This is a genomic window from Mesorhizobium silamurunense (assembly GCF_014843905.1).
Lineage (GTDB): Bacteria > Pseudomonadota > Alphaproteobacteria > Rhizobiales > Rhizobiaceae > Mesorhizobium > Mesorhizobium silamurunense.
Genome location: NZ_LPVS01000057.1, coordinates 13,100 through 39,232, shown reverse-complemented (window position 1 = coordinate 39,232; position 26,133 = coordinate 13,100). Strand labels below are relative to the sequence as shown.

Annotated in this window: 33 protein-coding genes and 1 tRNA gene; 17 read left to right on the top strand and 17 right to left on the bottom strand. The window is 64.6% G+C overall.

Translation table 11 applies throughout. From position 1 onward, the window contains the following. From exbB to AU465_RS16580, 5 genes are all read left to right on the top strand, one after another. Positions 1-490: tonB-system energizer ExbB (exbB, locus tag AU465_RS16600; protein WP_192249728.1), on the top strand; the 490-nt coding region annotated here is incomplete at its 5' end. A gap of 6 nt (positions 491-496) precedes the next feature. Then, complete coding sequence (gene exbD, locus AU465_RS16595) at positions 497-1,003, top strand: TonB system transport protein ExbD (RefSeq protein ID WP_192249723.1); 507 nt, start codon at positions 497-499, stop codon at positions 1,001-1,003. Continuing rightward, positions 1,000-1,989 carry a TonB family protein gene (locus AU465_RS16590; RefSeq protein WP_192249722.1) on the top strand — a complete coding sequence of 330 codons (990 nt, stop codon included), beginning with the start codon at positions 1,000-1,002 and terminating at the stop codon, positions 1,987-1,989. The genes exbD and AU465_RS16590 overlap by 4 nt, the downstream gene beginning before the upstream one ends. Positions 1,990-2,076: 87 nt before the next feature. Continuing rightward, positions 2,077-3,471 (top strand): multicopper oxidase family protein, encoded by a 1,395-nt coding sequence (locus tag AU465_RS16585; RefSeq protein WP_192249721.1) that lies wholly within the window; start codon positions 2,077-2,079, stop codon positions 3,469-3,471. A 125-nt stretch (positions 3,472-3,596) separates the two neighbouring features. Beyond that, complete coding sequence (locus AU465_RS16580; RefSeq protein WP_192249717.1) at positions 3,597-4,091, top strand: hypothetical protein; 495 nt, start codon at positions 3,597-3,599, stop codon at positions 4,089-4,091. A 63-nt stretch (positions 4,092-4,154) separates the two neighbouring features. Here the strand turns inward: AU465_RS16580 and AU465_RS16575 are convergent, their stop codons facing one another. Then, positions 4,155-4,334, bottom strand: a complete 180-nt coding sequence (locus tag AU465_RS16575; protein WP_192249715.1) for a hypothetical protein — start codon at positions 4,332-4,334, stop codon at positions 4,155-4,157. A 294-nt stretch (positions 4,335-4,628) separates the two neighbouring features. On the opposite strand from AU465_RS16575, the gene AU465_RS16570 reads away from it, so the two are divergent. Then, complete coding sequence (locus tag AU465_RS16570; RefSeq protein WP_192249712.1) at positions 4,629-4,967, top strand: hypothetical protein; 339 nt, start codon at positions 4,629-4,631, stop codon at positions 4,965-4,967. A 117-nt stretch (positions 4,968-5,084) separates the two neighbouring features. Here the strand turns inward: AU465_RS16570 and AU465_RS16565 are convergent, their stop codons facing one another. The 4 genes from AU465_RS16565 to AU465_RS16550 form a co-directional block, all read right to left on the bottom strand. Next, entirely contained in the window at positions 5,085-5,501 is a 417-nt protein-coding gene (locus AU465_RS16565; protein WP_192249709.1) for a curlin, read from the bottom strand. Positions 5,502-5,774: 273 nt separating this feature from the next. Continuing rightward, a complete protein-coding gene (gene csgH, locus AU465_RS16560; RefSeq protein ID WP_192249706.1) occupies positions 5,775-6,176 on the bottom strand; it encodes a curli-like amyloid fiber formation chaperone CsgH in 402 nt (133 codons plus the stop codon). A 76-nt stretch (positions 6,177-6,252) separates the two neighbouring features. Next, positions 6,253-6,690: a curlin gene (locus AU465_RS16555; RefSeq protein WP_192249703.1), complete on the bottom strand. Its 438-nt coding sequence runs from the start codon at positions 6,688-6,690 to the stop codon at positions 6,253-6,255. Positions 6,691-7,045: 355 nt separating this feature from the next. After that, positions 7,046-7,121 (bottom strand) — tRNA-Ala (locus tag AU465_RS16550). A 141-nt stretch (positions 7,122-7,262) separates the two neighbouring features. On the opposite strand from AU465_RS16550, the gene AU465_RS16545 reads away from it, so the two are divergent. Together AU465_RS16545 and AU465_RS16540 are read left to right on the top strand one after the other, a co-directional pair. Beyond that, positions 7,263-7,553: a YggT family protein gene (locus AU465_RS16545; RefSeq protein WP_192249700.1), complete on the top strand. Its 291-nt coding sequence runs from the start codon at positions 7,263-7,265 to the stop codon at positions 7,551-7,553. 10 nt (positions 7,554-7,563) lie between these two features. Next, a complete protein-coding gene (locus AU465_RS16540; RefSeq protein WP_192249695.1) occupies positions 7,564-7,887 on the top strand; it encodes a DUF167 family protein in 324 nt (107 codons plus the stop codon). An 83-nt stretch (positions 7,888-7,970) separates the two neighbouring features. On the opposite strand, the gene AU465_RS16535 is transcribed toward AU465_RS16540, so the two are convergent. The 3 genes from AU465_RS16535 to AU465_RS16525 are packed head-to-tail and all read right to left on the bottom strand — an operon-like array spanning position 7,971 to position 10,717. After that, on the bottom strand, positions 7,971-8,852 hold the full coding sequence (locus tag AU465_RS16535) for a MurR/RpiR family transcriptional regulator (RefSeq protein WP_192249691.1): 882 nt from the start codon (positions 8,850-8,852) through the stop codon (positions 7,971-7,973). A 27-nt stretch (positions 8,853-8,879) separates the two neighbouring features. Next, positions 8,880-9,944: an ABC transporter ATP-binding protein gene (locus AU465_RS16530; RefSeq protein WP_192249689.1), complete on the bottom strand. Its 1,065-nt coding sequence runs from the start codon at positions 9,942-9,944 to the stop codon at positions 8,880-8,882. A 2-nt stretch (positions 9,945-9,946) separates the two neighbouring features. Then, positions 9,947-10,717, bottom strand: coding sequence for an SDR family NAD(P)-dependent oxidoreductase (locus AU465_RS16525; RefSeq protein ID WP_192249686.1), 771 nt, complete (start codon positions 10,715-10,717; stop codon positions 9,947-9,949). Positions 10,718-10,890: 173 nt separating this feature from the next. On the opposite strand from AU465_RS16525, the gene AU465_RS16520 reads away from it, so the two are divergent. Further along, the gene (locus AU465_RS16520; RefSeq protein WP_192249682.1) at positions 10,891-12,120 is read left to right on the top strand and encodes an ABC transporter substrate-binding protein; all 1,230 of its coding nucleotides are present in this window, start codon (positions 10,891-10,893) and stop codon (positions 12,118-12,120) included. 62 nt (positions 12,121-12,182) lie between these two features. On the opposite strand, the gene AU465_RS16515 is transcribed toward AU465_RS16520, so the two are convergent. Next, positions 12,183-12,389 carry a hypothetical protein gene (locus AU465_RS16515; protein ID WP_192249730.1) on the bottom strand — a complete coding sequence of 69 codons (207 nt, stop codon included), beginning with the start codon at positions 12,387-12,389 and terminating at the stop codon, positions 12,183-12,185. A 162-nt stretch (positions 12,390-12,551) separates the two neighbouring features. Between AU465_RS16515 and AU465_RS16510 the strand changes: the two genes are divergently transcribed. Genes AU465_RS16510 through AU465_RS16500 form a run of 3 tightly spaced genes read left to right on the top strand, consistent with a single transcriptional unit; the run spans position 12,552 to position 15,739 of the window. Further along, positions 12,552-13,421: a carbohydrate ABC transporter permease gene (locus AU465_RS16510; protein ID WP_192249729.1), complete on the top strand. Its 870-nt coding sequence runs from the start codon at positions 12,552-12,554 to the stop codon at positions 13,419-13,421. Further along, entirely contained in the window at positions 13,418-14,245 is an 828-nt protein-coding gene (locus AU465_RS16505) for a carbohydrate ABC transporter permease (RefSeq protein ID WP_192249678.1), read from the top strand. The genes AU465_RS16510 and AU465_RS16505 overlap by 4 nt, the downstream gene beginning before the upstream one ends. 21 nt (positions 14,246-14,266) lie before the next feature. Further along, complete coding sequence (locus tag AU465_RS16500; RefSeq protein WP_192249676.1) at positions 14,267-15,739, top strand: M81 family metallopeptidase; 1,473 nt, start codon at positions 14,267-14,269, stop codon at positions 15,737-15,739. A 33-nt stretch (positions 15,740-15,772) separates the two neighbouring features. Here the strand turns inward: AU465_RS16500 and AU465_RS16495 are convergent, their stop codons facing one another. The 6 genes from AU465_RS16495 to AU465_RS16470 form a co-directional block, all read right to left on the bottom strand. Next, positions 15,773-17,827, bottom strand: a complete 2,055-nt coding sequence (locus AU465_RS16495) for a M3 family metallopeptidase (protein ID WP_192249673.1) — start codon at positions 17,825-17,827, stop codon at positions 15,773-15,775. Positions 17,828-17,903: 76 nt separating this feature from the next. Further along, entirely contained in the window at positions 17,904-18,320 is a 417-nt protein-coding gene (locus AU465_RS16490; protein ID WP_192249670.1) for a nuclear transport factor 2 family protein, read from the bottom strand. Positions 18,321-18,324: 4 nt separating this feature from the next. Further along, positions 18,325-18,969, bottom strand: a complete 645-nt coding sequence (locus AU465_RS16485; protein WP_192249667.1) for a carbonic anhydrase — start codon at positions 18,967-18,969, stop codon at positions 18,325-18,327. 132 nt (positions 18,970-19,101) lie between these two features. Further along, a complete protein-coding gene (locus tag AU465_RS16480) occupies positions 19,102-19,869 on the bottom strand; it encodes a DUF429 domain-containing protein (RefSeq protein WP_192249664.1) in 768 nt (255 codons plus the stop codon). Continuing rightward, positions 19,866-20,750, bottom strand: coding sequence for a pyridoxal kinase PdxY (gene pdxY / locus AU465_RS16475; protein ID WP_192249661.1), 885 nt, complete (start codon positions 20,748-20,750; stop codon positions 19,866-19,868). Before pdxY ends, AU465_RS16480 begins: the two co-directional genes overlap by 4 nt. A gap of 12 nt (positions 20,751-20,762) precedes the next feature. Continuing rightward, a complete protein-coding gene (locus tag AU465_RS16470) occupies positions 20,763-21,014 on the bottom strand; it encodes a hypothetical protein (protein WP_192249658.1) in 252 nt (83 codons plus the stop codon). Between the two features lie 154 nt (positions 21,015-21,168). On the opposite strand from AU465_RS16470, the gene AU465_RS16465 reads away from it, so the two are divergent. From AU465_RS16465 to ppa, 5 genes are all read left to right on the top strand, one after another. After that, positions 21,169-21,807 carry a LemA family protein gene (locus AU465_RS16465; RefSeq protein WP_192249656.1) on the top strand — a complete coding sequence of 213 codons (639 nt, stop codon included), beginning with the start codon at positions 21,169-21,171 and terminating at the stop codon, positions 21,805-21,807. A gap of 214 nt (positions 21,808-22,021) precedes the next feature. Continuing rightward, positions 22,022-22,870 carry a TPM domain-containing protein gene (locus AU465_RS16460; protein WP_192249653.1) on the top strand — a complete coding sequence of 283 codons (849 nt, stop codon included), beginning with the start codon at positions 22,022-22,024 and terminating at the stop codon, positions 22,868-22,870. Positions 22,871-22,875: 5 nt separating this feature from the next. Beyond that, complete coding sequence (locus AU465_RS16455; RefSeq protein ID WP_192249650.1) at positions 22,876-23,514, top strand: TPM domain-containing protein; 639 nt, start codon at positions 22,876-22,878, stop codon at positions 23,512-23,514. Positions 23,515-23,659: 145 nt separating this feature from the next. Then, positions 23,660-24,166, top strand: a complete 507-nt coding sequence (locus AU465_RS16450; protein ID WP_192249618.1) for a GNAT family N-acetyltransferase — start codon at positions 23,660-23,662, stop codon at positions 24,164-24,166. Between the two features lie 128 nt (positions 24,167-24,294). Continuing rightward, a complete protein-coding gene (ppa, locus tag AU465_RS16445) occupies positions 24,295-24,828 on the top strand; it encodes an inorganic diphosphatase (RefSeq protein WP_192249615.1) in 534 nt (177 codons plus the stop codon). Here the strand turns inward: ppa and AU465_RS16440 are convergent, their stop codons facing one another. Further along, positions 24,829-25,419, bottom strand: a complete 591-nt coding sequence (locus AU465_RS16440; RefSeq protein ID WP_192249612.1) for a hypothetical protein — start codon at positions 25,417-25,419, stop codon at positions 24,829-24,831. Between the two features lie 43 nt (positions 25,420-25,462). Continuing rightward, positions 25,463-26,080: a TetR/AcrR family transcriptional regulator gene (locus tag AU465_RS16435; protein WP_192249609.1), complete on the bottom strand. Its 618-nt coding sequence runs from the start codon at positions 26,078-26,080 to the stop codon at positions 25,463-25,465. Positions 26,081-26,133: the final 53 nt, after the last annotated feature.

Here is a 26,133-nt window from a genome sequence, read left to right as displayed (position 1 = left end):
TGGCGGCGGCCCGGGCGCGCTGCTGGTGCGCGCGGCGGAGGAAGAGCGGGCGCTTTCGGCGGGCGCGCTCGACCATGCCTCGGGGGACGGCCTGAAGGAGCGCGTCACCTCCAGGCTCTCGCGCATCGAGGCGGCAGCGTCCCGGCGCATGTCGCGCGGCACGGGCCTGCTGGCAACCATCGGCTCGACGGCACCCTTCGTCGGCCTGTTCGGCACCGTCTGGGGCATCATGAACGCCTTCATCGGCATCTCGCAGGCGCAGACCACCAATCTGGCGGTGGTGGCGCCCGGCATCGCCGAAGCGCTGCTCGCCACGGCGATGGGCCTGGTGGCGGCCATTCCGGCGGTGGTCATCTACAACGTCTTCGCGAGGTCCATAGCCGGCTACAGGCAGACCCTGGCCGACGCGTCCGCCGGCGTCGAGCGGCTGGTCAGCCGCGACCTCGATTTCCGCACGGTGCCGTCGGCAACCGCGATGGCGGCGGAGTGAGCGGCTATGGCGGCGCGGATTCGTGAAACGGCCGGCGACGATCTCGAGGAAAGCCACGAGATCAACGTCACGCCGTTCATCGACGTCATCCTGGTGCTTCTGATCATCTTCATGGTCGCCGCACCGCTGGCGACCGTCGACGTCAATGTCGAGCTGCCAGGGTCGACGGCCACGCCGGCGCCGCGTCCGGAGACGCCGCTCTTTCTCACGCTGAAAAGCGATCTCACGCTGGCAATCGGCAATGACAGCGTGCCACGCCCCATCTTTGCCGCGGTGCTCGACGCCAGGACCAAGGGCGACAAGCAGACACGCATCTTCCTGCGCGCCGACAGAAATGTCGGCTATGGCGAGCTGATGGAGGTGATGAATCTGCTGCGCGCCGCCGACTACCTCAAGGTCGCGCTGGTCGGGCTGGAGACGGCGTCCGGTATCGGGGGCGCGGCCCGGGCGGGCGGAGCTCCGGCCGCCAGTGGAGGCGCCGCGCCGGCGACGGCCGGGAGCACGAGCCAATGACGGCCGCCGCCATGTCCGCGATCTCTCATCCACGTTTCGGCTTCCGTGAAGCCGGTCTATGGACAAGCGCGGCCGCAGTCATTTTCGCCGCGCATGTCGCGGTCGCCTATGCGGTGCAGAAACTCAGCTTCGCCGAGGTGCCGGACGGCGGTCCGCCGCAGGCGCTGGCGGTCGAAATGGCACCGCTTGTGATGGCACCTGCCGTGCCTGAAGAGGTGGCGACACTCGACGCGGTCACGCCGGACCCGCCCGATGCAATCGAGGAGACGCCGACGGTCAGCGAAGTGAATCCGACGACCGACCCGGCGCCGCAGCCGGTCGTGAAAGAAGCCGAACCGGTTACCGAACAGCCCGTCGACGGCGATAAGACCGAACAGGCCGAACCGGCGGAGCCGACCGTGGCGGCGCTGAGCGAGCGGCCGCCGCTGGAAGAGGCCGTTCCCGACCCTGTCGAAGCAATCGCGCCCGACGTGGTCATTCCGCTGCCGCAGCCGAAGCCGGTCGAGACGGAAATCAAGGCAAGCAAACCCGTCGAGGCGAAGACAAAGGCAGAGAAGAAGCCGGTTGAAAAACCGAAACAGCGGCCGAAGAAGGAAAAGCCGGCGCCGCCCAAGGCGGTGACGACGGCCAGCATCGACGCCAAGGCCGGCACGAAAGCTGCGGCGCCGCAATCCTCCGACGCGGCGCCGCGATCCAGCGTCAGCCCATCGCGGTGGAATGCCAGCCTGGCGGCATGGATCAGGCGCCACACGCGCTATCCGAGCGCGGCGCGCTCGAGAAAGGCCGAAGGGAGCCCCAACGTGACGTTCACCGTAGATGCCTCGGGCCGGGTAGTCTCGGCCAGGCTGGCGCGGTCGTCAGGCGATGCCGATCTCGACCGCGCGGCGCTCGGCGCGCTGCAGGGCGCGTCGGTGCCGGTGCCGCCGGCTGAGCTCGGCGCCCGCGTCACCCGCACGGCGCCGTTCGCGTTCAGCCTGCGGGACTAGGCCTCGGAGGCGGATGGTGATAGGCGGCTGAACGGTTCAGCTTGGTCCTGGAATTGGTTCCGAGAACCCTGCCCAATGGAAAGCCAGATGACGGTATTCACGCGGCGTAAATTTCTGACAGCAACCGCGGCCGCCGGCGCGGCCGGTATCGGTCTCTCTGCCGCTGGCAAGTTCGCCGGCTGGGCGGCGGCGAAGCCTGAGCCGCTTGTCCTGAAAACCGCCGGCATCGAGGCAAAGCTGGCGGAGGCCGGCCCGACCAGGAACGTGCTCACCTATGGCGAGGCCGGCCCGCCGCCGGTCGTCAGGATGCGCAAAGGCGAGCCGTTCGCCGCGCGGCTGGTCAACGGCATCGACGATCCGACCACGATCCACTGGCACGGCATCCGCGTTCCGAACAAGATGGACGGCGTGCCGTTCCTGGTGCAGCCCTATGTCTATCAGGGCGACCATTTCGACTACGCCTTCACGCCGCCCGATGCCGGCACGTTCTGGTACCACCCGCATTGCAACACGCTTGAGCAGATGGGTCACGGGCTGACCGGCGTCATCGTGGTGGAGAATCCGAACGATCCGGCTTTCGATTCCGAAGTGGTGATCAATCTGCGCGACTGGCGCCTCGGCGACGACGGCCAGTTCATCGAGCAGTTCCGGCCGCGCGATGCGGCGAAAACCGGCACTTATGGAACGGTGCGCACCGCCAACTGGCTCGACCAGCCGCAATATGACGCGCCAGCCGGCGGCCTGGTGCGGCTGCGGGCCGCCATCACCGACGTCACTCGCATCTACGCCTTCCGCGTCGACGGCGCGGCGGCGGCGGTTATCGCGCTCGACGGCAACCCGGTGCCGCAGCGCTTCGCGCCCGACGCCTTGCAGCTCGGACCCGGTCAGCGGCTGGAGCTTGCCATCCGCATGCCCGACGAAGAAGGTGCCATCGTCAGCCTGCGCGACGTCCGTGGCACCAAGCCGAAAGTCCTGGCGACGCTGCGCGCCGTCGGCAAATCGCTCAAGCGCGATCTTCGCGATCTCCGGCCGCTCGAAGCCAACCCGGTGGCAGAAGCGGACCCCGGCAGCGCCAAGCACATCGCGCTGGCGCTGAGCGCCACTGCCGAAAACGTGCCCGGCGACGGCATCTGCGGTTCGCTCGGCTACAGTTTTTGGGCGATCAACAAGGTCCCGTGGCCGGGTGACACGCCGGATCCGACCGCGCCCCTTGCCGAACTGAAACTCGGCCAGAGCTATGTCATCGACATGGAAAACCTCACGCCGCATTCGCACCCGATCCACCTGCACGGCATGAGTTTCAAGGTGCTTTCTTCCTCGACGCGCCAGGTACAGCCGCCTATCTCCGACACCTATCTCATCCAGCCGGACGAGAAAGTTCAGCTCGGCTTCGTCGCCGACAACCCGGGCGACTGGCTGCTGCACTGCCATATCATCGAGCACCAGAAGACCGGCATGACGAGCTATTTCCGGGTGGCGTGAGCGCATGCAGCGGAAGGCGTTCTCGCCTTCGACCGGAATTCACGGACTTCCTCGGCTTGACGCCCTTGTCCTCTTGCCTAGGTAGGCAAGAGGCGCTGGGGCGGCACGCAACTCCGACCGACGGCATGACATCTTCGCGCATTCGAAAACTTGCCTTTGTTGCGGCAGGCATCTCCATCCTGTCGTCCTGCGTCATTCCCGACGATACGTCGCGGGTCGCGAAAGAGGATGCCACCACGGCCGCCGCCCGCAAGGAGATGGTCGGTCTCAGCGAGGCCGATGTTCGCATGTGCGCCGGCTTTCCGACCGCGACGGCCGATGCGGGACCTTCCGGCCAGATCTGCACCTATCAGCGCACCGTGCAGCGCGGCAATCTCAGCATCGCGGTGCCGACGATGGCCGTGGGCGCGATACCCGCGGTTGGAGGGTCCGTCAACGTCGCGCCCGGCGGCTATTGCAACACGCAGGTCCGCATGGTCGGCGGCCATGTCGCGGAAGTCACCTATGCCGGCGACAACAATTTGCCGAACAGCATCGATGCGCTCTGCGTCAGCACGGTGGATGCGTGCGTGACTTATGCGCGCCAGCGTAGTCGCAAAGCGACGGCCGTCTCCAGGTGAGCGGGATCAGGTCGGTCACGCTGCGCGTCCATGGTGGTCGGGCGACTCAAGATTCAGCTCTTGTCAGCGTCCACCGGGATGAATGGCGCCGGGCTCCTTTTCGGAGGCGCCGGGCGAAACCTGCCGGCCCATGTCTCTGCGGATTTCGGGCGGCGGGGCATCCATCAGGTTTCTCACCTTGGCATTGTTGTGCGCATGGATGATGGCGCGGCTGAGATGGAGCAGGATTGCGACCACTGACATTGGCACTTCCTCCATTGAGATGGCGGACATGTCGGCGGCGGGACGTCGACAAATGCATCCCGCCTGTTTCGTGGGAATGACACGGAAGACGGCTTCTCGTTTCCAATTCGTGACCTGGAAATATCCGCGTGCGAGTGACTTCGATCGGTCCGGCGCCCAGGACACAGGGTGCCAGTGGCAACATGATCTAACGCTCATATGTGCTGCGAGAAACAAAAGTGATCGCCCGCCGCCCCAAATCGTCCCCAATCCGGAGGCTTTTCCGGCCCTAACCCGGAGACAAAGGAGAGGTCGATGAAATTGTCTGTTCTTGCCCTTGCTGGCGCCATGCTGGCACCGATGGCTGCGGTGCAGGCTGCGCCGATGATCGCGGTGCCGGACAGGGACAGCCTGGTTCAAGAGGCGCATGTGACATGCGCCTACCTGACCGAGGACGGCTACTGCGTGCGCCCGCACAAGAAGCGCTATCACTGGAAGCCCAAGCACCACTACCGGCAAATCTACCGCACCTATGAGCCGCAGCGGCCGGACGAGTATGACTGGCGCTACCAGCGTCCTCGGACGATTATCCGGGTCATTCCCAATTATCCGCCGCAGGATGAAGACAATTGGGATGATGATTGGGACGATTGAGGCCGTCTCCAAATTGCTGAGTGGCGCGCCGCGGGGGTTCGCGGGCTGTAACGACCATCGGCGGCGGCCGCGTGGCCGGACAGTCGTCCACGCATCCGCAACTCGGCGCGTTCTCGCCTACCAGCCGAACAGCAGAGCCGCTCCGCTCTGGCCGTCACCGGTCTGCGCGACGCTGGCGTCGGTGTTTCTGCCGAACTGGAAAATGCCGTAGGAATTGTCGTTGCCGTCCTGCCGCAGGGTGGCGGAGTGTCTGCTGCCTTCCTGTCGAATGATGCCAAGATTGCCGGCCCCGTCCTGACCTATGCCGGCACGGTTGTTCCGCCCGAGCTGGCTGATATGGGCGCCGCTGCGCAGTCCGTTGTAGACCGAATAGGCGCGCAGGCCGAGATCCAGCGCCCGCGCATCGCGGGCCGTCCGGGGCGAGTAGTAGAACCCGATCGAACCGCCCGCCTCTGCCGGAGCGGCAACCAGGGGCAGGCCGATGGCCGCGGCGAGCGCGGCGGCGTTGACGAGCTTTGTGATCCGGCGGTTCATTTGACGTCTCCTTGCGGGTTCGACCGTTGATGAGGAACAGTCGCACGGCAAAGCTGAACCCTGGCGCAAGGATGCGTTCAGGAGCCGTTCAAGAGCCGGAGCGGTTCCGGCCTTCGACAAAACCGCCGACGCTCCAAGTCTCCGTTCTCACGCAATTTCGGATGAAGAACCGCCGCTCACTTTCCAGGAACTGCTCATGCCCTGGCGGAAACGGCGAAGGGCTCCGGTTGCCCGGAGCCCTCCTTTCGATCGGCGGACCGAGAGAGCCGGCGCTCAGGTCGCGCCGGGCACCTGCTTGACGCAGCTGACGCTCGTGCCGCCCGCGGTCACTTTCAGCTTGACGTCGTAGGCGGCGCCACTCGCCCCGACACTCATCCGGCCGAGTGACGAGGGATTGCCCGGATGGGCTTCGAAGGCGCCGGCCTGCCGAATGTTGGCGGAACCGGACGCGCCGCCTCCGGAGACGCTGACCACGTAAGTGCCGCTGATGCTCTTGTCAGCGTAAACTAGGGGCTCCAGCAGGATGGCGTCTCCTTCAATCGTATCTCGAATCTCGCATCGCAGCGGCCCGGAGATCGAGCCATCCTTGCCGGCCGTCGCGCCGGCTGCGCCGCCGGCGATCACAGCCAGCAGCGCGGCCGACAGCACTGCTGTTTGCTTGTCCCGTCTGGTCATGGGTCATCTCCTCACAATTGGGAATGGTGGCCGGCAACACCGTTGCCGGCCGCTTTATCTTCTTGCTTGCTCCGGTTCAGGGGCAGTCCTGGACGAAGGCGGCGACGTTGCCGCTGCCGCCCTGGCTGACGTCGGCATTGCATCCGTGTCCGACCTGGACGCCGGCGGCGATGTTGCCGTTGCCGTCCTGTGTCAGGATCGCAGTATGGTTCGAGCCGAACTGGGCAATGCCCGCGGCATTCCGGCTGCCGTACTGATAGGTCGCGCCGTAGTTGTCGACGCCCTGCTGCCCGATCACCGACCGGTTGCGATGACCATATTGCTGGCCGATCGCGGAGTTGAAGCGGCCATCCTGGTAGACGTGTATGCGGTTACGGTAGCCGTGCTGGGCGCCGCCGGCGGAATTGCGCCAGCCATATTGATCGATGTTGACGTCGTTGGCCATGGCGGGCGCGACAGCGGTGAAGCCGACCGCGGCGGCAAAGGCTGCGGCGATGATTGACGTGTGGGTCATGGACTTCTCCTTCGATGCGGCAGGGACCGCGGGTTGAACGGCCCCTTGTAGGAGAGTGGCCCGGAACGGAGGCTGAAGGGTCCGTTCAGCGAAAATTCATGACGGTTCTGTTCGGACCTTCAGGGCCGCGGCAACCTCCGCCATTCGGTCCGGCGAGATCACTATTCAGGACCTCTTGCCGCCGAAGAGTTTCGACCGAAAGTCGGGGCTGGAGGGATGGCGCTGCCAGCGACCGAACCTCGTGCGGTAGAAAACAAAAGCTAGTTTCAGGGCCGACCTAGATGCAGCGGCTGTTGGGATGCTCTGGGTTCGGGGCGGCGGGCAAGGGTCACGGCGGCGGCTTGCAGAAGCTGGCTGGTGGAGCTGAGGGGGATCGAACCCCTGACCTCATCATTGCGAACGATGCGCTCTCCCAGCTGAGCTACAGCCCCGTTCCAGCGGATGGGCTTGTATCGGTCGCGGCGGTTTGATGTCAAGGCGAAACGGCTGCCTGGCATCGATGGCCCGTGGCCGGCGGGCCTTGCCGGTTCCGCGTGCAATGGCTACATGTCGGCGACAATTCGGAGACCGGCATGATCGCCCTTATTCAAACCATCGTCATGGCGCTTGATATCTACTGGTGGATCATCATCGCCTCGGCGATCTTTTCCTGGCTTTATGCCTTCAATGTCGTCAACTCGCGCAATCAGTTCGTCGACACCATTGCCAACATGCTCTACCGGCTGACCGAGCCGGCGCTCAGGCCAATTCGCCGTTTCATGCCCGATCTCGGCGGCATCGACGTCTCGCCGATCATTCTTCTCCTGATCATTTTCTTCATCCGGCAGTTTTTGATCACCACTGTCTGGTCGTGGGTCGCTTGAACTGGGCCTGATGAGCACGCCGTTCCGTGCGCGCGATGACGGCATCGAACTTTACGTGCGGCTGACGCCGAAGGCGGCGCTGGACCGGATCGACGGCGTTGAAGCGACCGCCGACGGACGCAGCCACCTCAAGGCCCGCGTGCGTGCGGTGCCGGAGAAGGGCGCGGCCAACGGGGCGCTGGAGCGGCTGGTGGCCAAGGCGCTCGGTGTGCCGGGGTCGGCCGTTTCGGTGGTTGCCGGGGGGACTGCGCGGCTGAAGACGGTGCGGATACTGGGCGATGCGGCTAAGCTGGTGAAAAGCGTTGAGGCGCTTTCCGGGTCATCCGAAATTTGAGACGCAGGCGGGACAGCGCCCCCCTCTGTCCTACCGGACATCTTCCCCACAAGGGGGAGATTGGCAGCTTCGGCACTGGTTCTTCAATCGCCCAGCGGCAGCTTTGGATCGTCGACCTTCAGCGTGTTCACACTCTGCTTGATGCGGCGCAGGTTCTCCAGCACTTTCGGGCCGCGCGATTCCGCCACCGTGGTGGCGATCATGTCGAGGATGGCGAGCAGCGCGTAGCGCGACGACGTCGGCTTGTAGATGTTGCCGTCCTCGAAAGACTGCAACAGGATGACCGTGTCGGCGACCTTGGCCAGTGCGGAATCCGGGGCGGTGATGGCGACGGTCGCCGCGCCATATTGCTGGGCGACCTCGACGGCCTCGATGACCGAACGCGCATAGCCCGACACCGAGAAGGCGACCACCGTCGTCTCCGGTGTTGCGACCGCAGCATACATGCGCTGCAGCTGGCCGTCGACTTGGGCGAGCGCCGAGAGGCCCAGCCGGAACAGCCGGTTCTGCATCTCGGTCGCCATCATCGAGGAAATGCCGCCGGAGCCGATGCAAAGCACGTTGCCGGAACCGGCGATGCGGGCAGCCACAGCCATCAGCGTCGTCATGTCGAGGTTCTCGCTGGCGCGCTGGATGGCGGCGATCGCCGCTTCGGTGATGGCCGACACAATGCGCTGCTCGCGCGCGTCGCGGCTGAGCGGTTCCGGCGACAGATACTGGCCGCCGATGGCGATCGCCTGCGCCAGGTAGAATTTGAAATCGCGCAGGCCCTCGCAGCCGAGATTGCGGCAGAAGCGGGTGACCGTCGGCTCGCTGACGCCGACGCGCGCGGCGATCTCCGAGATCGCGGCCTTGGAGGCGAAGTCGAGGTCGGAAAGTACCAAGCCCGCCAGCCGACGGTCCGACTTGGTGCCGTCCTGCGACATCAATTGCAGGCGGGTGATGATGTCGGCCGGCGTCTTCATCTTGTTGTCTTCAAAATCGTCTCGTCTTCACAGCGGCAGGCCCGTCGCCTTGTCGAAGAGGTGGATATTGCGCGGGTCGACGCTCACCGGCAGCCTGTCCCCCGGCTTGACCTGCAGCCGGTCGCGGAACACGGCGCGCACGGTGTCGTCGCCGACCGAGCCATAGACATGCGTTTCCGAGCCGGTCGGCTCGACGACGTCGACATCGATCGCGATCGCGTCCTCGGCGGCGCCGATGACGAAATGCTCGGGGCGGATGCCGGCCTCCACGGTGTCGCTGCCGGAAGCAGCCTTGGCAAGCGCCAGCCGGCCGCCGCCTTTGGTCTCGAACCAGGATTTGCTGTCGGCAGTCTTCAGCGCGCCGGAAACAAAGCTCATCGAGGGCGAGCCGATGAAGGCGGCGACGAACTTGTTGGCCGGCCTGTCGTAGAGCTCCAGCGGCTGCCCGACCTGCTGGATGCGGCCGCGGTCCATCACCACGATGCGGTCGGCCATGGTCATGGCCTCGATCTGGTCGTGGGTGACGTAGACGATGGTCGATTTTAGCCGCTGGTGCAGCGCCTTGATCTCGGTGCGCATCTGCACGCGCAATTGCGCGTCGAGGTTGGAGAGCGGTTCGTCGAAGAGGAATACCGAAGGCTCGCGCACGATGGCGCGGCCCATGGCGACGCGTTGGCGCTGGCCGCCCGACAATTGCCTGGGGTAGCGGTCGAGATAGGAGAAGAGGTTGAGGACGCCGGAAGCCTTCTTCACCTTGTCCTCGATCGCGGCGCGCGTCTCGCCGCGTATCTTCGGGCCGAAGCCGATATTGTCCGCGGCCTTCAGGTGCGGGAACAGCGCGTAGGATTGGAACACCATGGCGATGTTGCGCTTCTGCGGCGGCAGGTCGTTGGCTCGCAAGCCGCCGATCACGAGGTCGCCGGAGGTGATCGTCTCCAGCCCGGCCAGCATGCGCAGCAGGGTCGACTTGCCGCAGCCGGACGGACCGACCAGCACGACGAACTCGCCGCTTTTGATCTCGAGGTTGATGTCCTCGAGAATTTTGTGCTGGCCGAAGGATTTCGACAGGTTGCGAAACAGGACATCGGTCATGGTCACGCTCCCAATATGTCGTCGATGAAAGGCAGGTAGCCGGCCGTCAGTCCGGCGTCCACCGGCACCACCGCGCCAGTTATGCCGGAAGCCCGGTCGGAGGCAAGGAAAGCCACGGCCTCAGCCACTTCCGATGCGTTGACGATGCGGCCGAGCGGATAGAGCCGCTTCAGCCGGCCGAGGATCTCGGGATCCTTGGCCAGGCGATGGTCCCAGGCGGCGGTGCGGATCGACCCCGGGCAGACGACGTTGGCGCGCACGCCGCTGCGGCCAAGCTCGACGGCAATCGATTTGGCATAGGCATTGATGCCGGCTTTGGCGGCGGCATAGGCCGGATTGCCGAAATGCGCGATGGCGTTGACCGAGGAGATGAAGACGACGCTGCCCGAACCGCGCCCGGCCATCGCCTTGACGAGCGGATCGGCGAAATTCATCACGCCGGTAAGATTAAGGTCGAGTTCCTGTTCGATCCTGTCCGCCGTCAGCGCTTTCAGCGTCTCGGCGCGCGTCCAGCCGGCATTGTTGATCAGGATGTCGGGGACGCCGTCCTTGTCGAGCAAAGCTGGGATCGCCGCTTCGATCGAGGCGCGGTCGAGCAGGTTGAAGACGTGGCGCGAGGCGATATGCGGGCTGGCCAACGCCTCGGCCGACTGGTCGCAGCCGACGATGCGCGCGCCACGCTCGGCCATCAGCGCCACGATCGCCGAGCCGAGGCCGCCGCCGGCGCCGGTGACGACAACGGTCTTACCCTCGAAATCGGCCTTTGACACCACGATACGCGCTCCTCGACCACGTCAGATAGTGACAGAACGCTACTCAACGAAATGTAATTAAGCAACATGATAAACTGCTTGCATCGCTGAAAACCATCGATAATGTAGGAAAGTAACATAAATCCTGTGCCCTACCGGGCCAGGCGCGAATGCGCATCATGGGAGGAAATCAGATGAGCCTTGCGAAATGGACGGTCGGCCTGTTGGCCGGAATGAGCATGCTGGCGCTGTCAGCGCCGGCCGACGCCGGCGAGGTGCGCGTCACCGTCGCCGAATACAGCGCCAAGACAGGCCCCTATTTCGAAGAGGTGAAGAAGGAGTTCGAGGCGGCCAATCCCGGCATCACGATCAAGTACGAGGTCGTGCCGTGGGATGTGCTGCTGCAAAAACTCACCACCGACATCACCGCGGGCACCAATGCGGACCTTTCGATCATCGGCACGCGCTGGCTGATCGACTTCGTGCAGCAGGACGTCGCCGAGCCGCTCGACAGCTATATCAAGCCCGAATTCAAGGACCGCTTCATCGACACCTTCCTGCAGCCCTCGATCATGAATGGCCACACCTACGGCCTGCCGATCGCCGCCTCGGCGCGCGCCATGTACTACAACAAGGAGCTGTTCGAGAAGGCAGGCATCGCCAAGCCGCCGGCAACCTGGACCGAGTTGCAGGAAGATGCGCGCAAGATCAAGGCGGTCGGCGCCTTCGGTTTCGGCCTGCAGGGCAAGGAGATCGAGACCGACGTCTATTACTACTATGCGATGTGGTCGCAGGGCACCGAGATCCTCAACAAGGACGGCACGTCCGGTTTGAGCACGCCGGGCGCGCTCGAGGCCGCCAAGCTCTACAAGTCGATGATCGACGAGGGCCTGACGGAGCCAGGTGTGACCTCCAACAATCGCGAGGACGTGCAGAATCTGTTCAAGCAGGGCAAGGTCGGCATGATGATCACCGCGCCGTTCCTGTCCAACCAGATCAAGGAAGAAGCGCCGAAGCTGAAATACGGCGTCGCCGCCATTCCTGCCGGTCCGACCGGCGCGCGCGGCACCTATGGCGTCACCGACTCCATCATCATGTTCAAGAACTCCAAGAACAAGGACGAGGCCTGGAAGCTGCTCGACTTCCTGTTCACCAAGGAGCAGCGCGCCAAGTTCACGCAGGGCGAAGGCTTCCTGCCGGTGAACAAGGAAGAGGCGAAGATGGACTATTACGTCAACAACGCCGACCTCGCCGCCTTCACCGCGCTGTTGCCCGACGCCCGCTTCGCGCCGGTCATCCCGGGCTGGGAAGAGATCGCCCAGATCACCTCGGACGCCATGCAGAAGATCTATCTCGGCAGCGCCGAGCCCGAAGCCGCGCTGAAGGAGGCGGCGGACAAGGCCAACGGCGTGCTGAAGAAATAGGGCGTCACTCCCTGCGCCCGTGGCGCGCCCCACCCCGTCGGGGCGCGCCACACCTATTCCGGTCACGGAGCAAATTCAGAAAAATCCCGCGCGGTTTTCCGTCGAATTTGCGGAAGAACATAGGGCAATCGGTTCAGGGACAGATCATCGATGTCGGTGCCGCCCCTCATTGCCCTGCCGGGCATTTCTCCCCGTATAGTGACGGGGAGAAAGGTGTCGGCCGCAACCCCGCCGCCGTTACTTGCCACGTTGGAGATTGGCGAAAACATTGATGAGAGCGCTCCTCTCCCCGTCACTATACGGGGAGAGCATGCCGGCAGGCAGGTGAGGGGCGGCGCGAACGCCGGCGAGGAATTCAAATGCGGGGACGTGCCTTGAGCTCCAATGCCACTGCCACCGATATCTATCCGCAACGCGGTGCCAGCCAGCCGATGCAAAGCCGTATCCTGCCCTATCTGCTGACGCTCCCCAGTCTGCTCTTGGCAGCGGTGGTGATCTTCTGGCCGGTCTGGGACCTCGTTCAGATATCGACGCATAACGTGAATCGCTTTGGCCAGCTGCGCGACTTCAGCGGCCTGGCCAATTTCGCCGCGCTCGCCGCCGATCCCGATTTTGTCGCCGCGCTATGGCGCACCGGCCTATGGACCGTGCTCGTGGTCGGCGGCGCGCTGCTGTTGTCGATCCCTGTGGCAATCATCCTCAATACCGACTTCTACGGCCGCGGAATTGCGCGCGTCATCATCATGCTGCCCTGGGCCGTGTCGCTCACCATGACGGCGGTGGTCTGGCGCTGGGCGCTCAACGGCGAAAGCGGCATGCTGAATTCGGCGCTGATGAAGCTCGGCATCATCAGCCAGAACATACAGTGGCTGGCGAGCGCCGAGACCGCCTTCCCGATGCAGGTGCTGATCGGCATACTGGTGACGGTGCCGTTCACCACCACGATCTTCCTCGGCGGCCTGTCCTCGATCCCCGACGACCTTTATGAGGCCGCCGCACTCGAGGGCGCAACGGCATTCCAGCAATTCCGCGAGATCACCTTTCCGTTGCTGAAGCCCTTCATCAACATCGCGATCGTGCTCAACACGATCTACGTCTTCAACTCCTTCCCGATCATCTGGGTGATGACGCAGGGCGGGCCGGCGAACTCCACCGACATATTGGTGACGCATCTCTACAAGCTCGCCTTCCGCATCGGCAAATTGGGCGAGGCGTCCGCGGTGTCGCTGGTGATGTTCGTCATCCTGCTCATCTTCACCATGATCTATGTGCGCCTCGCCATGCGGGAGCAACGCGCATGAGGAACGGCAAGCTGAGACGCTCGATCATCGCCTGGTTGCTGCTTCTGCCGCTGATCGTGGTGACGATCTTCCCCTTCGCGGTGATGTTCCTCACCGCCGTCAAACCGCGGACCGAGGTGCTCACGCCAACCTGGTGGCCGAGCGAATTCCGCTGGTCGAATTTTGCCGACATGTGGGTGGCGACCGGCTTCGGCCAGGCGCTTTTCAACTCGCTCTATGTCTCGGCGCTCGCCACCGTCGGCGCCATCCTGATCTCGGTGCCGGCGGCCTATGCCATGTCGCGCTTCCGCTTTGCCGGTTATGGCGCCTTCCGCCAGTTCCTTCTGATCTCGCAGATGATCTCGCCGATCGTGCTGGTGCTCGGCCTGTTCCGGCTGATGGCAGCCTGGGGGCTGGTCGAATCAACCACGGCGCTCGGCTTCATCTACATGGCCTTCAACGTCGCCTTCACCGTCTGGATGCTGCAGAGCTATTTCGACACGATCCCGCGCGATCTCGAGGAGGCGGCCTGGATGGAAGGCGCCGGCCGCTGGCTGACCTTGCGAAAAGTGTTCCTGCCGCTCTGCCTGCCGGCCATCGCGGTGACGGCGATCTTCACCTTCATCAACGCCTGGAACGAGTTCGTGGTGGCGCTCACCATGCTGCGCAGCCAGGAAAGCTACACGCTGCCGATCCAGGTTTTCTCGCTGGTCGCCGGCCGCTATACGATCGAGTGGCACCATGTCATGGCGGCCACGCTGCTGGCGACCTTGCCGGTGGCGATCCTCTTCATCTGGCTGCAGCGCTACCTCGTCCGCGGGCTGGCGCTCGGGGCCGTCAAGTAGCATCTACCGCACGGAGCGTTCATGCGCGTCTTCACCGCCTCGCTGGCGACGGAAACCAACACCTTCTCGCCGGTGCCGACCGACCGGGCCTCGTTCGAGATGGCCTTCTATGCCGGGCCGGGCAAGCATCCGGAGACGCCGACGCTGTGCTCCTCGCCGATCGTGGCGCTGCGCCGGCGCGCGGCCAAGGAAGGTCTGACCGTCATAGAAGGCACCGCCACCTGGGCGGAGCCCGGCGGGATCGTGCAGCGGCAAACCTATGAGGCGCTGCGCGACGAGATCCTCGATCAGCTCAAGGCCGCCCTGCCGGTCGATGCGGTGATCCTCGGCCTGCATGGCGCCATGGTGGCGCAAGGCTATGACGATTGCGAAGGCGATCTGCTCGAGCGCGTGCGGAACATCGTCGGGCCGAAAGTGGTGATCGCTTCGGAATTCGATCCGCACAGCCATCTGACGCCGAAGCGCGTGGCGGCCTCCGACATCATGGCCTATTTCCTCGAATTCCCGCACACCGATTTCTACGAGCGCGGCGCGCATGTCGTCGACCTCGGCCTTGCCGCGGCGCGCGGCGAGATCAAGCCGGTCATCTCGACCTTCGACTGCCGCATGATCCAGGTGCTGCCGACAAGCCGCGAGCCGATGCGTTCGTTTGTCGACAAGATCAAAGCGCTGCATGGCAAGGATGGAGTGCTGTCGGTCTCGGTCATCCACGGCTTCATGGCCGCCGACGTGCCGGAGATGGGCGCGCGCATCCTGGTCATCACCGACAACGACAAGGAAAAGGGCGACGCGCTGGCGGAGAAGCTGGGGCGCGAGCTCTATGCCTTGCGCGAAAAGACCGCGATGACGATGCTCTCCGCCTCCGCCGGCATAGAGCGGGCATTGGCCGTGCGCGTCGAGCGCCAGGACAAGCCGGTGGTGATCGCCGATATCTGGGACAATCCCGGCGGCGGTGTGCCGGGCGACGGCACCATCGTGCTGCGCGAGCTGCTTAAGCGCGGCGTGGACAAGGTTGGCGTCGCGACGATCTGGGATCCGGTCGCGGTGACCTTCTGCCATGCGGCCGGCGCGGGCGCGGCGATCGACCTGCGCTTCGGCGGCAAGGCCGGACCGCAGGCCGGTGAGCCGATCGACGCGCGCGTCACGGTGCTGAAGACGGTCAGCGAAGGCTGGCAGAGTTTCGGGCCGAGCCGGGTGACGCTAGGGCCGGCGGCGGTGGTGCGTATCGAAGGCACCGAGGTCGACGTCATCCTCAACACCAACCGCACGCAGACCTTCGAGCCGGATATTTTTTCCAACATCGGCGTCGATCCGCTGGGCAAGGACATCCTGCTGATCAAATCGACCAACCATTTCTACGCCGGCTTCGCGCCGATCGCCGCCGAGATCATCTACGTCGCGGCGCCGAGCTCGTATCCGAGCAACCCGGCGAAAACGGACTACAAAAAGCTGAACCGGCCGATCTGGCCACGGGTGAAGGATCCGTGGAACTGATATCTCCCCCCTTGAGGGGGAGATTACCCGGCGCTACACCAGCCCGCGCTTCACCATCATCGCCTCGGGCGAGGGCATCTTGCCGCGAAACGCAGTGTAGAGCTCTTCCGGGTCTTTCGAGCCGCCGGCGGCGTAGATGTTCTTCCTCAGCCGCTCGGCGAGTTCCGGATTGAAGGGGTCGCCCGTCTCCTCGAATGCCGCGAAGGCGTCGGCGTCCAGCACTTCCGACCACATGTAGGAATAGTAGCCGGCTGAGTAGCCGTCGCCGGCGAAGACATGGCCGAAATGCGGGGTGCGGTGGCGCATCGCAATGGTGTCGGGCATATCGAGCTTTTCGAGCGTTTCGGCCTCGTATCGAAGCGGCTCGCCCGGTGCGTCAGGGCGAGCGTGGTAGGCCATGTCGATCAGCGCCGACGCCGTGAACTCGACGGTGGCGAAGCCGGCGCCGAAGGTGCGGGCGGCGAGCATCTTGTCGAGCAGGTCCTTCGGCATCGGTTTGCCGGTCTTGACGTGCAGCGCATGCTTTTCCAGCACCGCCGACACCGTCAGCCAGTGCTCGTAGAGCTGCGAGGGCAACTCGACGAAATCGCGGCTGACCGAGGTGCCGGCGACCGAAGGCCAGGTGACGTCGGTCAGCATGCCGTGCAGCGCATGGCCGAACTCGTGGAACAGCGTCTTCGCTTCGTCGACCGAGAGAAGCGCAGCCTCGCCGGCCGGCGGCTTGGCGAAGTTCATGATGTTGTAGATGACGGGCTTCGCGCCGTCGCCGAGCTTGTAGCCGGACTTCAGCGCGCTCATCCAGGCGCCCGAGCGCTTTGACGGCCGTGCGAAATAGTCGGCGAGGAACAGGCCGCGCTCGCTACCGTCGGCGTTCCAGACCACGAAGACGCGCGCGTCGGGATGCCAGGCGGCGATGCCCTTCTTCTCCTCGAAAGTGATGCCGAACAATTTTGTGGCGACATCAAAACAGGCTTCGATGACGCGCTCGAGCTGCAGGTACGGCTTCAGCTCGGCCTCGTCGAAGGCGAATTTCTCGGCGCGCAGCTTCTCCTGGTAGAAGCGCCAGTCCCAGGCCGCGAATTTCTCGTTGCTGCCGGCTTCCGCCGCCAGCCGCTCCAGTTCCTTCTGGTCGCTTGCTGCCTTCTCCAGCGCCTTTTCCCAGACCGGGTCGAGCAGGTCGTGCACGGCCTTCGGCGTCTTCGCCATCGTATCGTCGAGCTTAAGCGCAGCGAAGGATTCATACCCAAGCAGCTTCGCTTTCTCGGCGCGCAGCTTCAGCATGCCCCGCACAACGTCGGTGTTGTCGGTGACGCCGCCATTCTGACCGCGCATGATGAAGGCGCGGAAGGCGATCTCGCGCAGGTCGCGGCGCTCTGAGAAAGTCGAGAACGGCTCGTAGATCGAGCGCGACAGCGTGACGGCATAGCGGCCCTTCTGGCCGCGTATCTCGGCGGCCTCGGCCATCGCGCTCTTCAAGAAATCCGGCAAGCCGACGAGGTCGGCCTCGTCGAGGAACAGCGCCCAGTCGCGCTCATCGGCCAGCACGTTCTGGCCGAATTTGGTACCGAGCGAGGACAGTTCCTCGTTGATGGCGGCTAGCCGCTTCTTGCCATCGGCGTCCAGTTTTGCGCCGGACCGGACAAAGCCTTTCCAGGTTTTTTCCAAGACGCGCAGCGTTTCGGGATCGAGGTTCAGGCTGTCGCGGCGCTGGTAGAGGTCGTCGATGCGGGCAAACAGCTTCTCGTTCATCGAGATCGCCGAGAAATGTCGCGACATCTTCGGCGAAACCTCACGTTCCATCGCCTGGATGGTGTCGTTGGTGTGGGCGCCGGCGCGGCACCAGAAGATCGACGAGACATGGTCGAGCGGCTCGCCGGCGAGCTCCAGCGCGGCAAGCGTGTTTTCGACCGTAGGCGCTTCGCTGTTGCCGGCGATGGCGTCGATCTCGGCCTGATGCGCCTGCAGCGCCGCGTCGAAGACCGGACCAAAATCATTGTCGCCGATGCGCGAGAAATCCGGCAGGCCGAGCGGGCCTTGCCAAAGGGTCAACGGATGGGCGGCGAGGTCGACGGGTTTTGACGATGACATGAGCAATTCCGGTGGGCTGGATAGAGGCGGGTTGCCTCGGATGTAGGGCGATGCCGAGCGGCGCGCAACAGCAGGATCAGTAGGCGCTGCAGTCCTGCGCGATCGCGGTCTGGGTGCTTGCGGTGATACGGCCGCCGACGACGGTGAAGGTCTCGCGCATCAGCGTGTCGTTTTCGGGGAAGTCGTAGCAGGCGAGCACCGTGGTCTCGCCGTTCTCGCTCTTCTCGATGCGGTGACGGATCGCGGCACCCGCGACCGCGTCCTGCCACTGGTCGATCGAGTCGATGAATTCCTGCTTGTTCTGGACGATGCCAAGGTCCTCGAGCGTCATGCGCGCGTCGTCGGCAAGCAGGGCCGACAATTCGGTGCGGTCGGCCGCAAGCAATGCTGAATACCACCGCTCGATGACGGCGCTATCGTCGGCGCGAGCGGCAAGGACCGAGAATAGCAGCGCGACGGCAACAAAGACGGCATGACGGAAATGGCGGTGCATTACATCACTCCATTTCCGGCCGCTCGAAATCGCCGGTGTCCTTGTTCATGACCCAGAGCTCGCCGGTCGAGATGTCGAACCAGGCGCCGTGCAGGGTGAGCCGGCCCTTGCCTTCGAGGATCGAGACGCAAGGGAAGGTCCTGAGATTGGCGATCGAGTAGCGGATCGAGATGCGCTCCAGCGCCGTCTGGCGCTCGGTCGCCGTCATGAAGGTGCTGGACGAGACGGTCTCGGCGGCGGGCGCGATCAGGCTCATCCATTTGCCGATGAAGTCGCCGGGCGACAGCGGAGCGGAATTGGTGTCGAGCGCGGCGCGGATGCCGCCGCAGCGGCCATGGCCCATCACCACGATGTTCTTGATCTTCAGGCTCTGCACGGCGAATTCGAGCGCGGCTGAGGTCGAATGGTACTCGCCGTCCGGCGCATAGGGCGGCACCAGATTGCCGACATTGCGCAGCACGAAAAGCTCGCCCGGCCCGGCATCGAAGATCGCCTCGGGGGCCGACCGCGAATCGCAGCAGGCGACAATCATGGTCTCGGGGGCCTGGCCTTCGCGCGCCAGCGAGCGGTAGCGGCCGCTTTCGGCGGGATAGCGGCCGCTCATGAAGTTGCGATAGCCGGCAAGAAGGTGCTCGGGGAGGTGAGGCATGGGCGGCTGGAGCCTTTCCGGGGTTGGAGACGGCAGCTCGGTGCGATCGGAAAAGGCTCTAACGGCAAAAGCCGGTCGCGGGCAATGCCGAATTGCGGATGGCTGCGTCGCAATCGCGGGCCTCGGGCACTGCTAGGCCCAGATGGCAACCCGAATGCCGAAACGGTCGGTCAGCGGCGGATCGGGCGAAGGCCGCGCCTCGCCGCAGGCGATGCGGCCGGCGATCAGCAACATGGCCGCCGCGTCGAGAAAGTCGTCGCTGGCGGCGCCCCTCGGCGGCGCCTGGTCGAGAAAGCCCTTGTCATAGCCGTGTCGGCAAAGCAGCGCCTTGCGCTCCTCCATGCCGGCCGGGTTGACGGCGCCCTTTATCTTCTTCGGCAGCGCCATCGCCATGCCGCCGTTCAGCCGGGAGAAGGCGACTTCCGGGTGCGATTCGAAGATGCGGTCGCGCAAATCCGGCCGCGCGATCAGCAGAGCATCGATCTCGCGGATTTTCGCAAAGATGCCGAAGGCCTGGATGGAAACGCCACGAGGCGGATTTGAGGTCGCCATTGCCACTTCGCTTGCCTGCCGATGCGCGGCATACCAGGCCTCGATGGTCGTGAAGTCGGCGGTATCGGCATAGAGCGCGGCGCGCGACGGGATGGCAAAGACGCTGGATTGCCGTTGGCCGAGCAGCGGCCGCACCAGCGCTTCCGGTCCGCGCCCGCCTTTTCGTGAAAAATCCGGCAGGCCGATCGGCATATCGACGGCGATCGTGGCATCCGACAAGGCGTCGAGCAGCACCTGGAACGTCGGGAAGACCGAGACCAAAGGCGAAGCACCTTGCCTGCGATGGACGGCGATCCAGCCGGCCTTGCAGCCGTCGACCCCGGCCAAAACGGCACCGCCTGGCGTCACGCCCGCTTGTCCCGCCCGGGATGGAGGAGATGACGCAGCTGCACCATGGCCATCGGATGCGACAGGCTCTGCGCGTCGGTTTCCAGCTGCAGCTCGTCGCCGCCTCGTTTGGCGGTGCGGGCGAGGATCTCGTAGACGGCGGCCGTGGTCGACTGCAGCGCCTTTGCCGGCGGCTGGCCGGACAGGATGCGGGCGAGATAGACGGCGGCCGTCAGGTCGCCCAGCCCGTTCGGCGGCTTCTCGATCATACGGTGCTCGGCAAGCAGTGCTTGGCTGCCGTCGAGCAGGAAATTGCCGGTGCCGCCCGTCAGCATCGACGGCGCCGAAGTGACCAGCATGGTGGAGGGACCGGCGTGAAGGGCGGCCGCCGTCACCGACTTGATGTCCGGCAGCGGCGCGCCGGCCATCCATTCCAGTTCATAGCAGTTGGGCGTGGCGATGTCGGCGATCGGCATCAACCTGTCGCGCAGGGCGACGGCCGTCGGCTCCGGTACGTAGAGCCCGCCCGCATCGCCCATCACCGGGTCGCAGACATAGAGGGCACTCGGGGTCCTTGCCTTGACGGCGGCGACCAGCGAGGCGACAGCCTCGGCCTGGCCGGCCTCGCCGAGATAGCCTGATAGCACCGCCTTGACCTCGCCCAGCCATGGCGCGCGCTCGAGATCGGCCAGCAGCGCCTTGAACTGGTCGAGCGGCGGCACGATGCGCGTAGCGCGGCTGTGGCCAGGATGCCAGGGCAGGATGACGGTCGGCACCGCCCAGACCGGAAAGCCCAGCGTCTCCAGTGCAAAGACCGCGGCGCGGTTGCCGACCGAGCCGCGGGCGACATGGCTGGAGATGACGATGACCGCGCGCGGCGCGTCGGTATTCTCTGCATTCATGGAATTCGGTTCCTAGCCACCCTGCGTGGCGACATACACCAGCCAGGCCAACAGCCCAATGGCGATGATGAGGCCGAGTGTTCGGCCAATGCGGGTGCCCCAATATTCGATCGGATCGGAACGGTCGGTGTCCGCCGCGGTCACGTGGTCGCGCGCGTCTTTCGCGGCGCGGGCGACGAACGATGTGCCGCCCGGCGCCGTCTCGCGCGCGACGCGCTCAAGGATGCGGCGCGATTCGTTCTCGTCGTCCCGGCGCTCGGCCATGACAAATGTCCTTTCCGGCCGGGAGCTTAGCCTGTTCGCGCGCGTATTCACAGGGGCGAGCGGCAGGACTAGGACTGCGCCATCATCGGGTCATTTTCTTGCGCGCAGATTGTGGTAAGGCTTCGCATGCAACTTTGATCCGAGGGGACCAATCATGTTCGCCGAGCGCCTTTTTCTACCCTCCGCCTTCCGCAACTTGCCCGCCTTGCTGATGATGGCTTTCGTGCTGCCGCTGCTTGCCGGCTGCGGCTACAACACCATCCCGACGGCGGAGGAGAACGCCAGGGCGGCCTGGAGCGAGGTGCTCAACCAGTATCAACGCCGCGCCGACCTGATCCCGAACCTGGTCGAGACGGTGAAGGGCTATGCCTCGCATGAGAAGGACACGCTCGACGCGGTTGTCCAGGCGCGCGCCAAGGCGACGCAGATCACGGTCACGCCGGACACGCTGAAGGATCCCGAAGCGCTGAAGAAGTTCCAGGATGCCCAGGCCGGACTGACGGGCGCGCTGTCGCGGCTGATCGCGGTGTCGGAGAATTACCCCGACCTCAAGGCCAACCAGAACTTCCTCGCGCTGCAGGCGCAGCTCGAAGGTACCGAGAACCGCATCGCGGTGGCGCGCCGCGACTACATCCAGGCGGTCAGGGACTACAATCTGACGCTGAGGACCTTCCCGTCGGTGCTGTGGGCGACCTTCTGGTTCCGCGGCAACGAGCCGTTTGCCAACTTCACCGTCGAGGAAGACAAGATGCAGGTGCCAAAAGTGGATTTTGGCACGAAGCAGGGCGGGTGAGAGCGCTCGACAGTCTTCTGAATACAATCCCGCGAGAAGACGGACCGCTGGCGTGTTGATAGCCGCGAGAAGACGGACCGCTGGCGTGTTGATACCCCCCTCTGTCCTGCCGGACATCTCCCCCTCAAGGGGGGAGATTGGCAGCTTTGCCGGTTTCGCCAATCTCCAGCGTCGCAGAAGATTCGCGGCGGGCGATGACAGCCAATCTCCCCCGTTGAGGGGGAGATGTCCGGCAGGACAGAGGGGGGCGCGACAGAACGCCTACCTTAGCCTTCTTGGCCTTCTTCTCTCCTTCCTCTTCCCCCTCGCCGCATTCGCCGCCGACCTGCCCGCGCTCACCGGCCGCGTGGTCGACAATGCCGGCATCATCGATGCCGGCACGCGTGCGGCGCTGACGCAGAAGCTCGCGGACTTCGAGAAGAAGGGCTCCGACCAGATCGTCGTCGCAACAATCCCCAGCCTCGGCGGCGAGGAGATCGAGCCCTATGCCAACCGGCTGTTCCGCTTCTGGAAGCTTGGCCAGGCCAAGGAGAACAATGGTGTTCTTCTTTTGGTCGCGCCCAACGACCGCAAGATGCGCATCGAGGTCGGCTATGGGCTGGAAGGCACGCTGACCGACCTGCACACCAAGCTGATCATAGAGAACGACATGGTGCCGGCCTTCCGCGCCGGCGACTTCTCCGGCGGCATCAGCAAGGCCGTCGACGACATGATCATGGTGCTGGAGGGCAATCCGGAAGAGCTGGAGGCGCGCGGCAAGCGCAACGAGCAGGCGCCGTTCAACTCGGACGACCTGTTCTTCGCCATTTTCATCACCATCTGGGCGCTGATCTTCTTCGGCAGCATCGCGCTGACGGTGCTGCCGCCGATCTTCGGCCAGAAGATCGGCCCGGGCCGCTACCGCTGGCTCGGCATGACCTTCGAGCCGGGACGACGGTCATCCTCCGGCAGCGGCGGCTGGTCGTCGGGCGGCGGAGGCTGGTCCTCCGGTGGCGGCGGTGGCGGCGGGTTTTCCGGCGGCGGCGGTTCGTCGGGCGGCGGCGGCTCCTCGGGAAGCTGGTGAGGACCATGGCAACGCGACCGATCAACCCTGAGGACCATGACCGCATCGCCGATGCGATCCGCGCCGCCGAGGCCAAGACCGACGGCGAGATCTACTGCGTCGTGGCGCAATCCAGCGACGGCTATCTCTTCCCGGCCGCGTTCGCGGCGGCGCTTGCCACGCTCATCGTCAGCCTTGCGGTGGCCTACGGGCTGGAAGCCTGGTGGCTGACCATCCGTCTGCCGCATTTCGTGCTTGCCCAGCTTCTGGCGCTTGGCTGCATGCTGGTGCTTCTATGGGCGCTGCCCGGCTGGCGCATCCATCTCGTACCGAGGCGGCTGCGCTACCAGGCGGCGCACGCCAATGCGATGAAGCAGTTCCTCGCCCGCAACGTCCATCGCACGAGCGCACGCACCGGCGTGCTGATCTTCGTCTCGATCGCCGAGCGCTATGCCGAAGTGGTCGCCGACAGCGGCATCGATGCCAAGGTCGGCCAGCATGTCTGGGACGGCGTGGTGCGGGAGCTCACCCGGCATGCCGGCGACGACCGTCTCGCCGACGGTTTCGTCAAGGCGATCGAATCGGTCGGCGCGGTGCTCGCCGAGCATTTTCCGGTGACCGAAGGCGACACCAACGAGCTCGACGACCATCTCGTCGAAATCTGACAGAGCTTTTCCATAAATCCGCTAGGCCGGCCGGCTCCCGGCGGGTTCCCGCTTCCGGTGCCTGCAAGTTCGCCTGTGTGAAAGCGCGGGCGCGACAGAGCGGACTCTTTGCAAGCGGGCGAAGCGGGTCTATGGTTAACAAATCATGAACACGCTGACGATCGACATCCGGAAAGCCGACCCTCGCGATGCAATCGCCATCGCCGAAGTGCATCAGGAGGCGTGGCGCGGCGCCTATTCCGGCATCATCCCGCACCGCACGCTGACGGCCATGATCAATCGCCGCGGCCCCGACTGGTGGGCGAACGCGATTCGCCGCGCGGCGACCGTTTTGGTGGTCGAGATCGGCGGCACGATCGCCGGCTATGCCACGATCGGCAAGAATCGCGCCCGCGAGCTCAGGCAGCAGGGCGAGATCTACGAGCTTTACCTGCGCCCGGAATATCAGGGCATCGGGCTTGGCAGCCGGTTGTTCAAGGCGGCGCGCACGCGCCTTGCCGACCACGGCCTCAGAGGCCTGGTGGTGTGGGCGCTGGAAGACAATTACAACGCTTTAGCCTTCTATGCCGGCAATGGTGGCCGCGACATCGCCGAAGGCGTCGAGGTCTTCGAGCAGAAGGCGCTGAAGAAGGTCGCCTTCGTCTGGGAATGACGGGCCTAGCTTAGGTTACAATCCATCACAAACTGTGCGCTTCCGATAGCGTCCAGTGCTATTCGCCGCATTGCACCATGACGCGCCGCCCGCTATCGATCTCACAAATCGAGAGAGGGATTTGAGCCATGCGTATCGAAGCCGTGCCCACCGGAAAGAACCCGCCCGAGGACGTCAACGTCATCATCGAGGTGCCGATCGGCGGCGAGCCGATCAAGTACGAGATGGACAAGGAAGCCGGCACGCTGTTCGTCGACCGCTTCCTGCACACTTCGATGCGCTATCCCGGCAATTACGGCTTCGTGCCGCACACACTGTCGGGCGACGGCGATCCGATCGACGTCCTTGTCTGCAACACGCGCGCGCTGGTGCCGGGCTGCGTCATCAATGTGCGGCCGATCGGCGTGCTGATCATGGAAGACAATGCCGGCCAGGACGAGAAGGTGATCGCGGTTCCGTCGCCGAAACTCACGCTGCGCTACGAGAACGTCACCGAATATACCCACCTGCCGGAAATCACCCGCCAGCAGGTGCAGCACTTCTTCGAGCACTACAAGGATCTCGAACCCGGCAAATGGGTCAAGATCGAGGGCTGGCACGATTCCAAATACGCCAAGAAGATGATCGTCGACGCGATCGAGCGAGCGAAGGCAAGCAAGTAGTCAATTATCGACGCGGCCGAAGTCGGGCACTTTGCCGATCACTTCGCGCTTGTCCTTGCCGCAGGCAAAACCTTTCGCCTTTTCGTCGGCGAGCTTGCGTGCCTGGTCGTTGGCCTCAGCGTTGCCGGTGGCGAGCACAAGGCCGACGGTGCAGCCTTCATGCTCTTCCGGCTGTGCGACCTTGGCGACGACCAGCACTTCGGTCGGCTTGTTCTCGTCTTCGGGATTGCTGATCTCGCGACGGTGAATGACGGCGAAGGGCACGGCCTTGTCGCCGTTGGTTTCGATCCGCCACTCGACCTTCGGACCGGCGGTGTTGAGCCCGGAAAAACTTTCCCACACCGCGGTCATGTCGTCGGAGGGAAAACCGTAGTAAACGGACTCGCGCGCATCGTCGTAGCCGATCAGCACCGGATAGCCGCGATAGCCGGCGCAGGCGAGGCTCGCCCAGTCGCCGTCGCCTTCTTCCGACTGCGCGTAAGTCACGCAGTCTTTCTTCCAGTCGAGGTCGGTGTAGGCGCTGGAAATGTCGCCGGCATGGGCTGCCTGGCAGAGACCGGCGAGGGCAAGCGGGATCAGAAGCGCACGCATCGCTGACAACTCCGTTTGAGTTGCCGAAGCGTAGCGCCAACCACTATTTCTTCAAGCTGGCTTCGATCAGCAGGTCGGCGTTGCGGGCGACCGACGCCGCCGGTCCGCCGAGACCGAAGAGCTGGCCGCTGATATAGGCGCCCTCGATCAGCAGCAGCAGCCCGTCTCCGAGCGTGTCGGAATCGCTGGCGCCCATTGCCGCCGCCATGGCGCGCAGACGCCGGCGCAATTCCTGCTTGTTGTTCTCGCTGACGATGCGCGCCGGATGGCCGTGCTCGGGATATTCCACCGCCGCGTTGGTCATGCCGCAGCCGCGATAGTCCGGCTTCTGGGTGCGTTTGCCGACGCGGGTGAGGAAAGCGACGATCTGCGCGCGCGGGTTGCCCGGGTGCGCGTCGACGGCTTCTTCGAACCGCTCCCAGAACTCAAGGTCGTACTTGCGCAGATAGGAGGCGGCGAGCTCGTCCTTCGACGGAAAGCTGCGGTAAAGGCTCGGCTTGGTGACGCCGGCACGCCTGACGATTTCGTCGACGCCGATTGCCCGGATGCCCTCGCGATAGAACAGGTCGCGCGCCACGTCGAGGATCTTGTCGGCAGCCTTCGGTGTCGACGCGGAAGGCGTCTCGTTCACCGACGTTTCAATTTTATTGTCCGATGACATTCACCAAACTCGCTTGACAATGTTACTGACCGGTACGTATGTATTCTGCCATC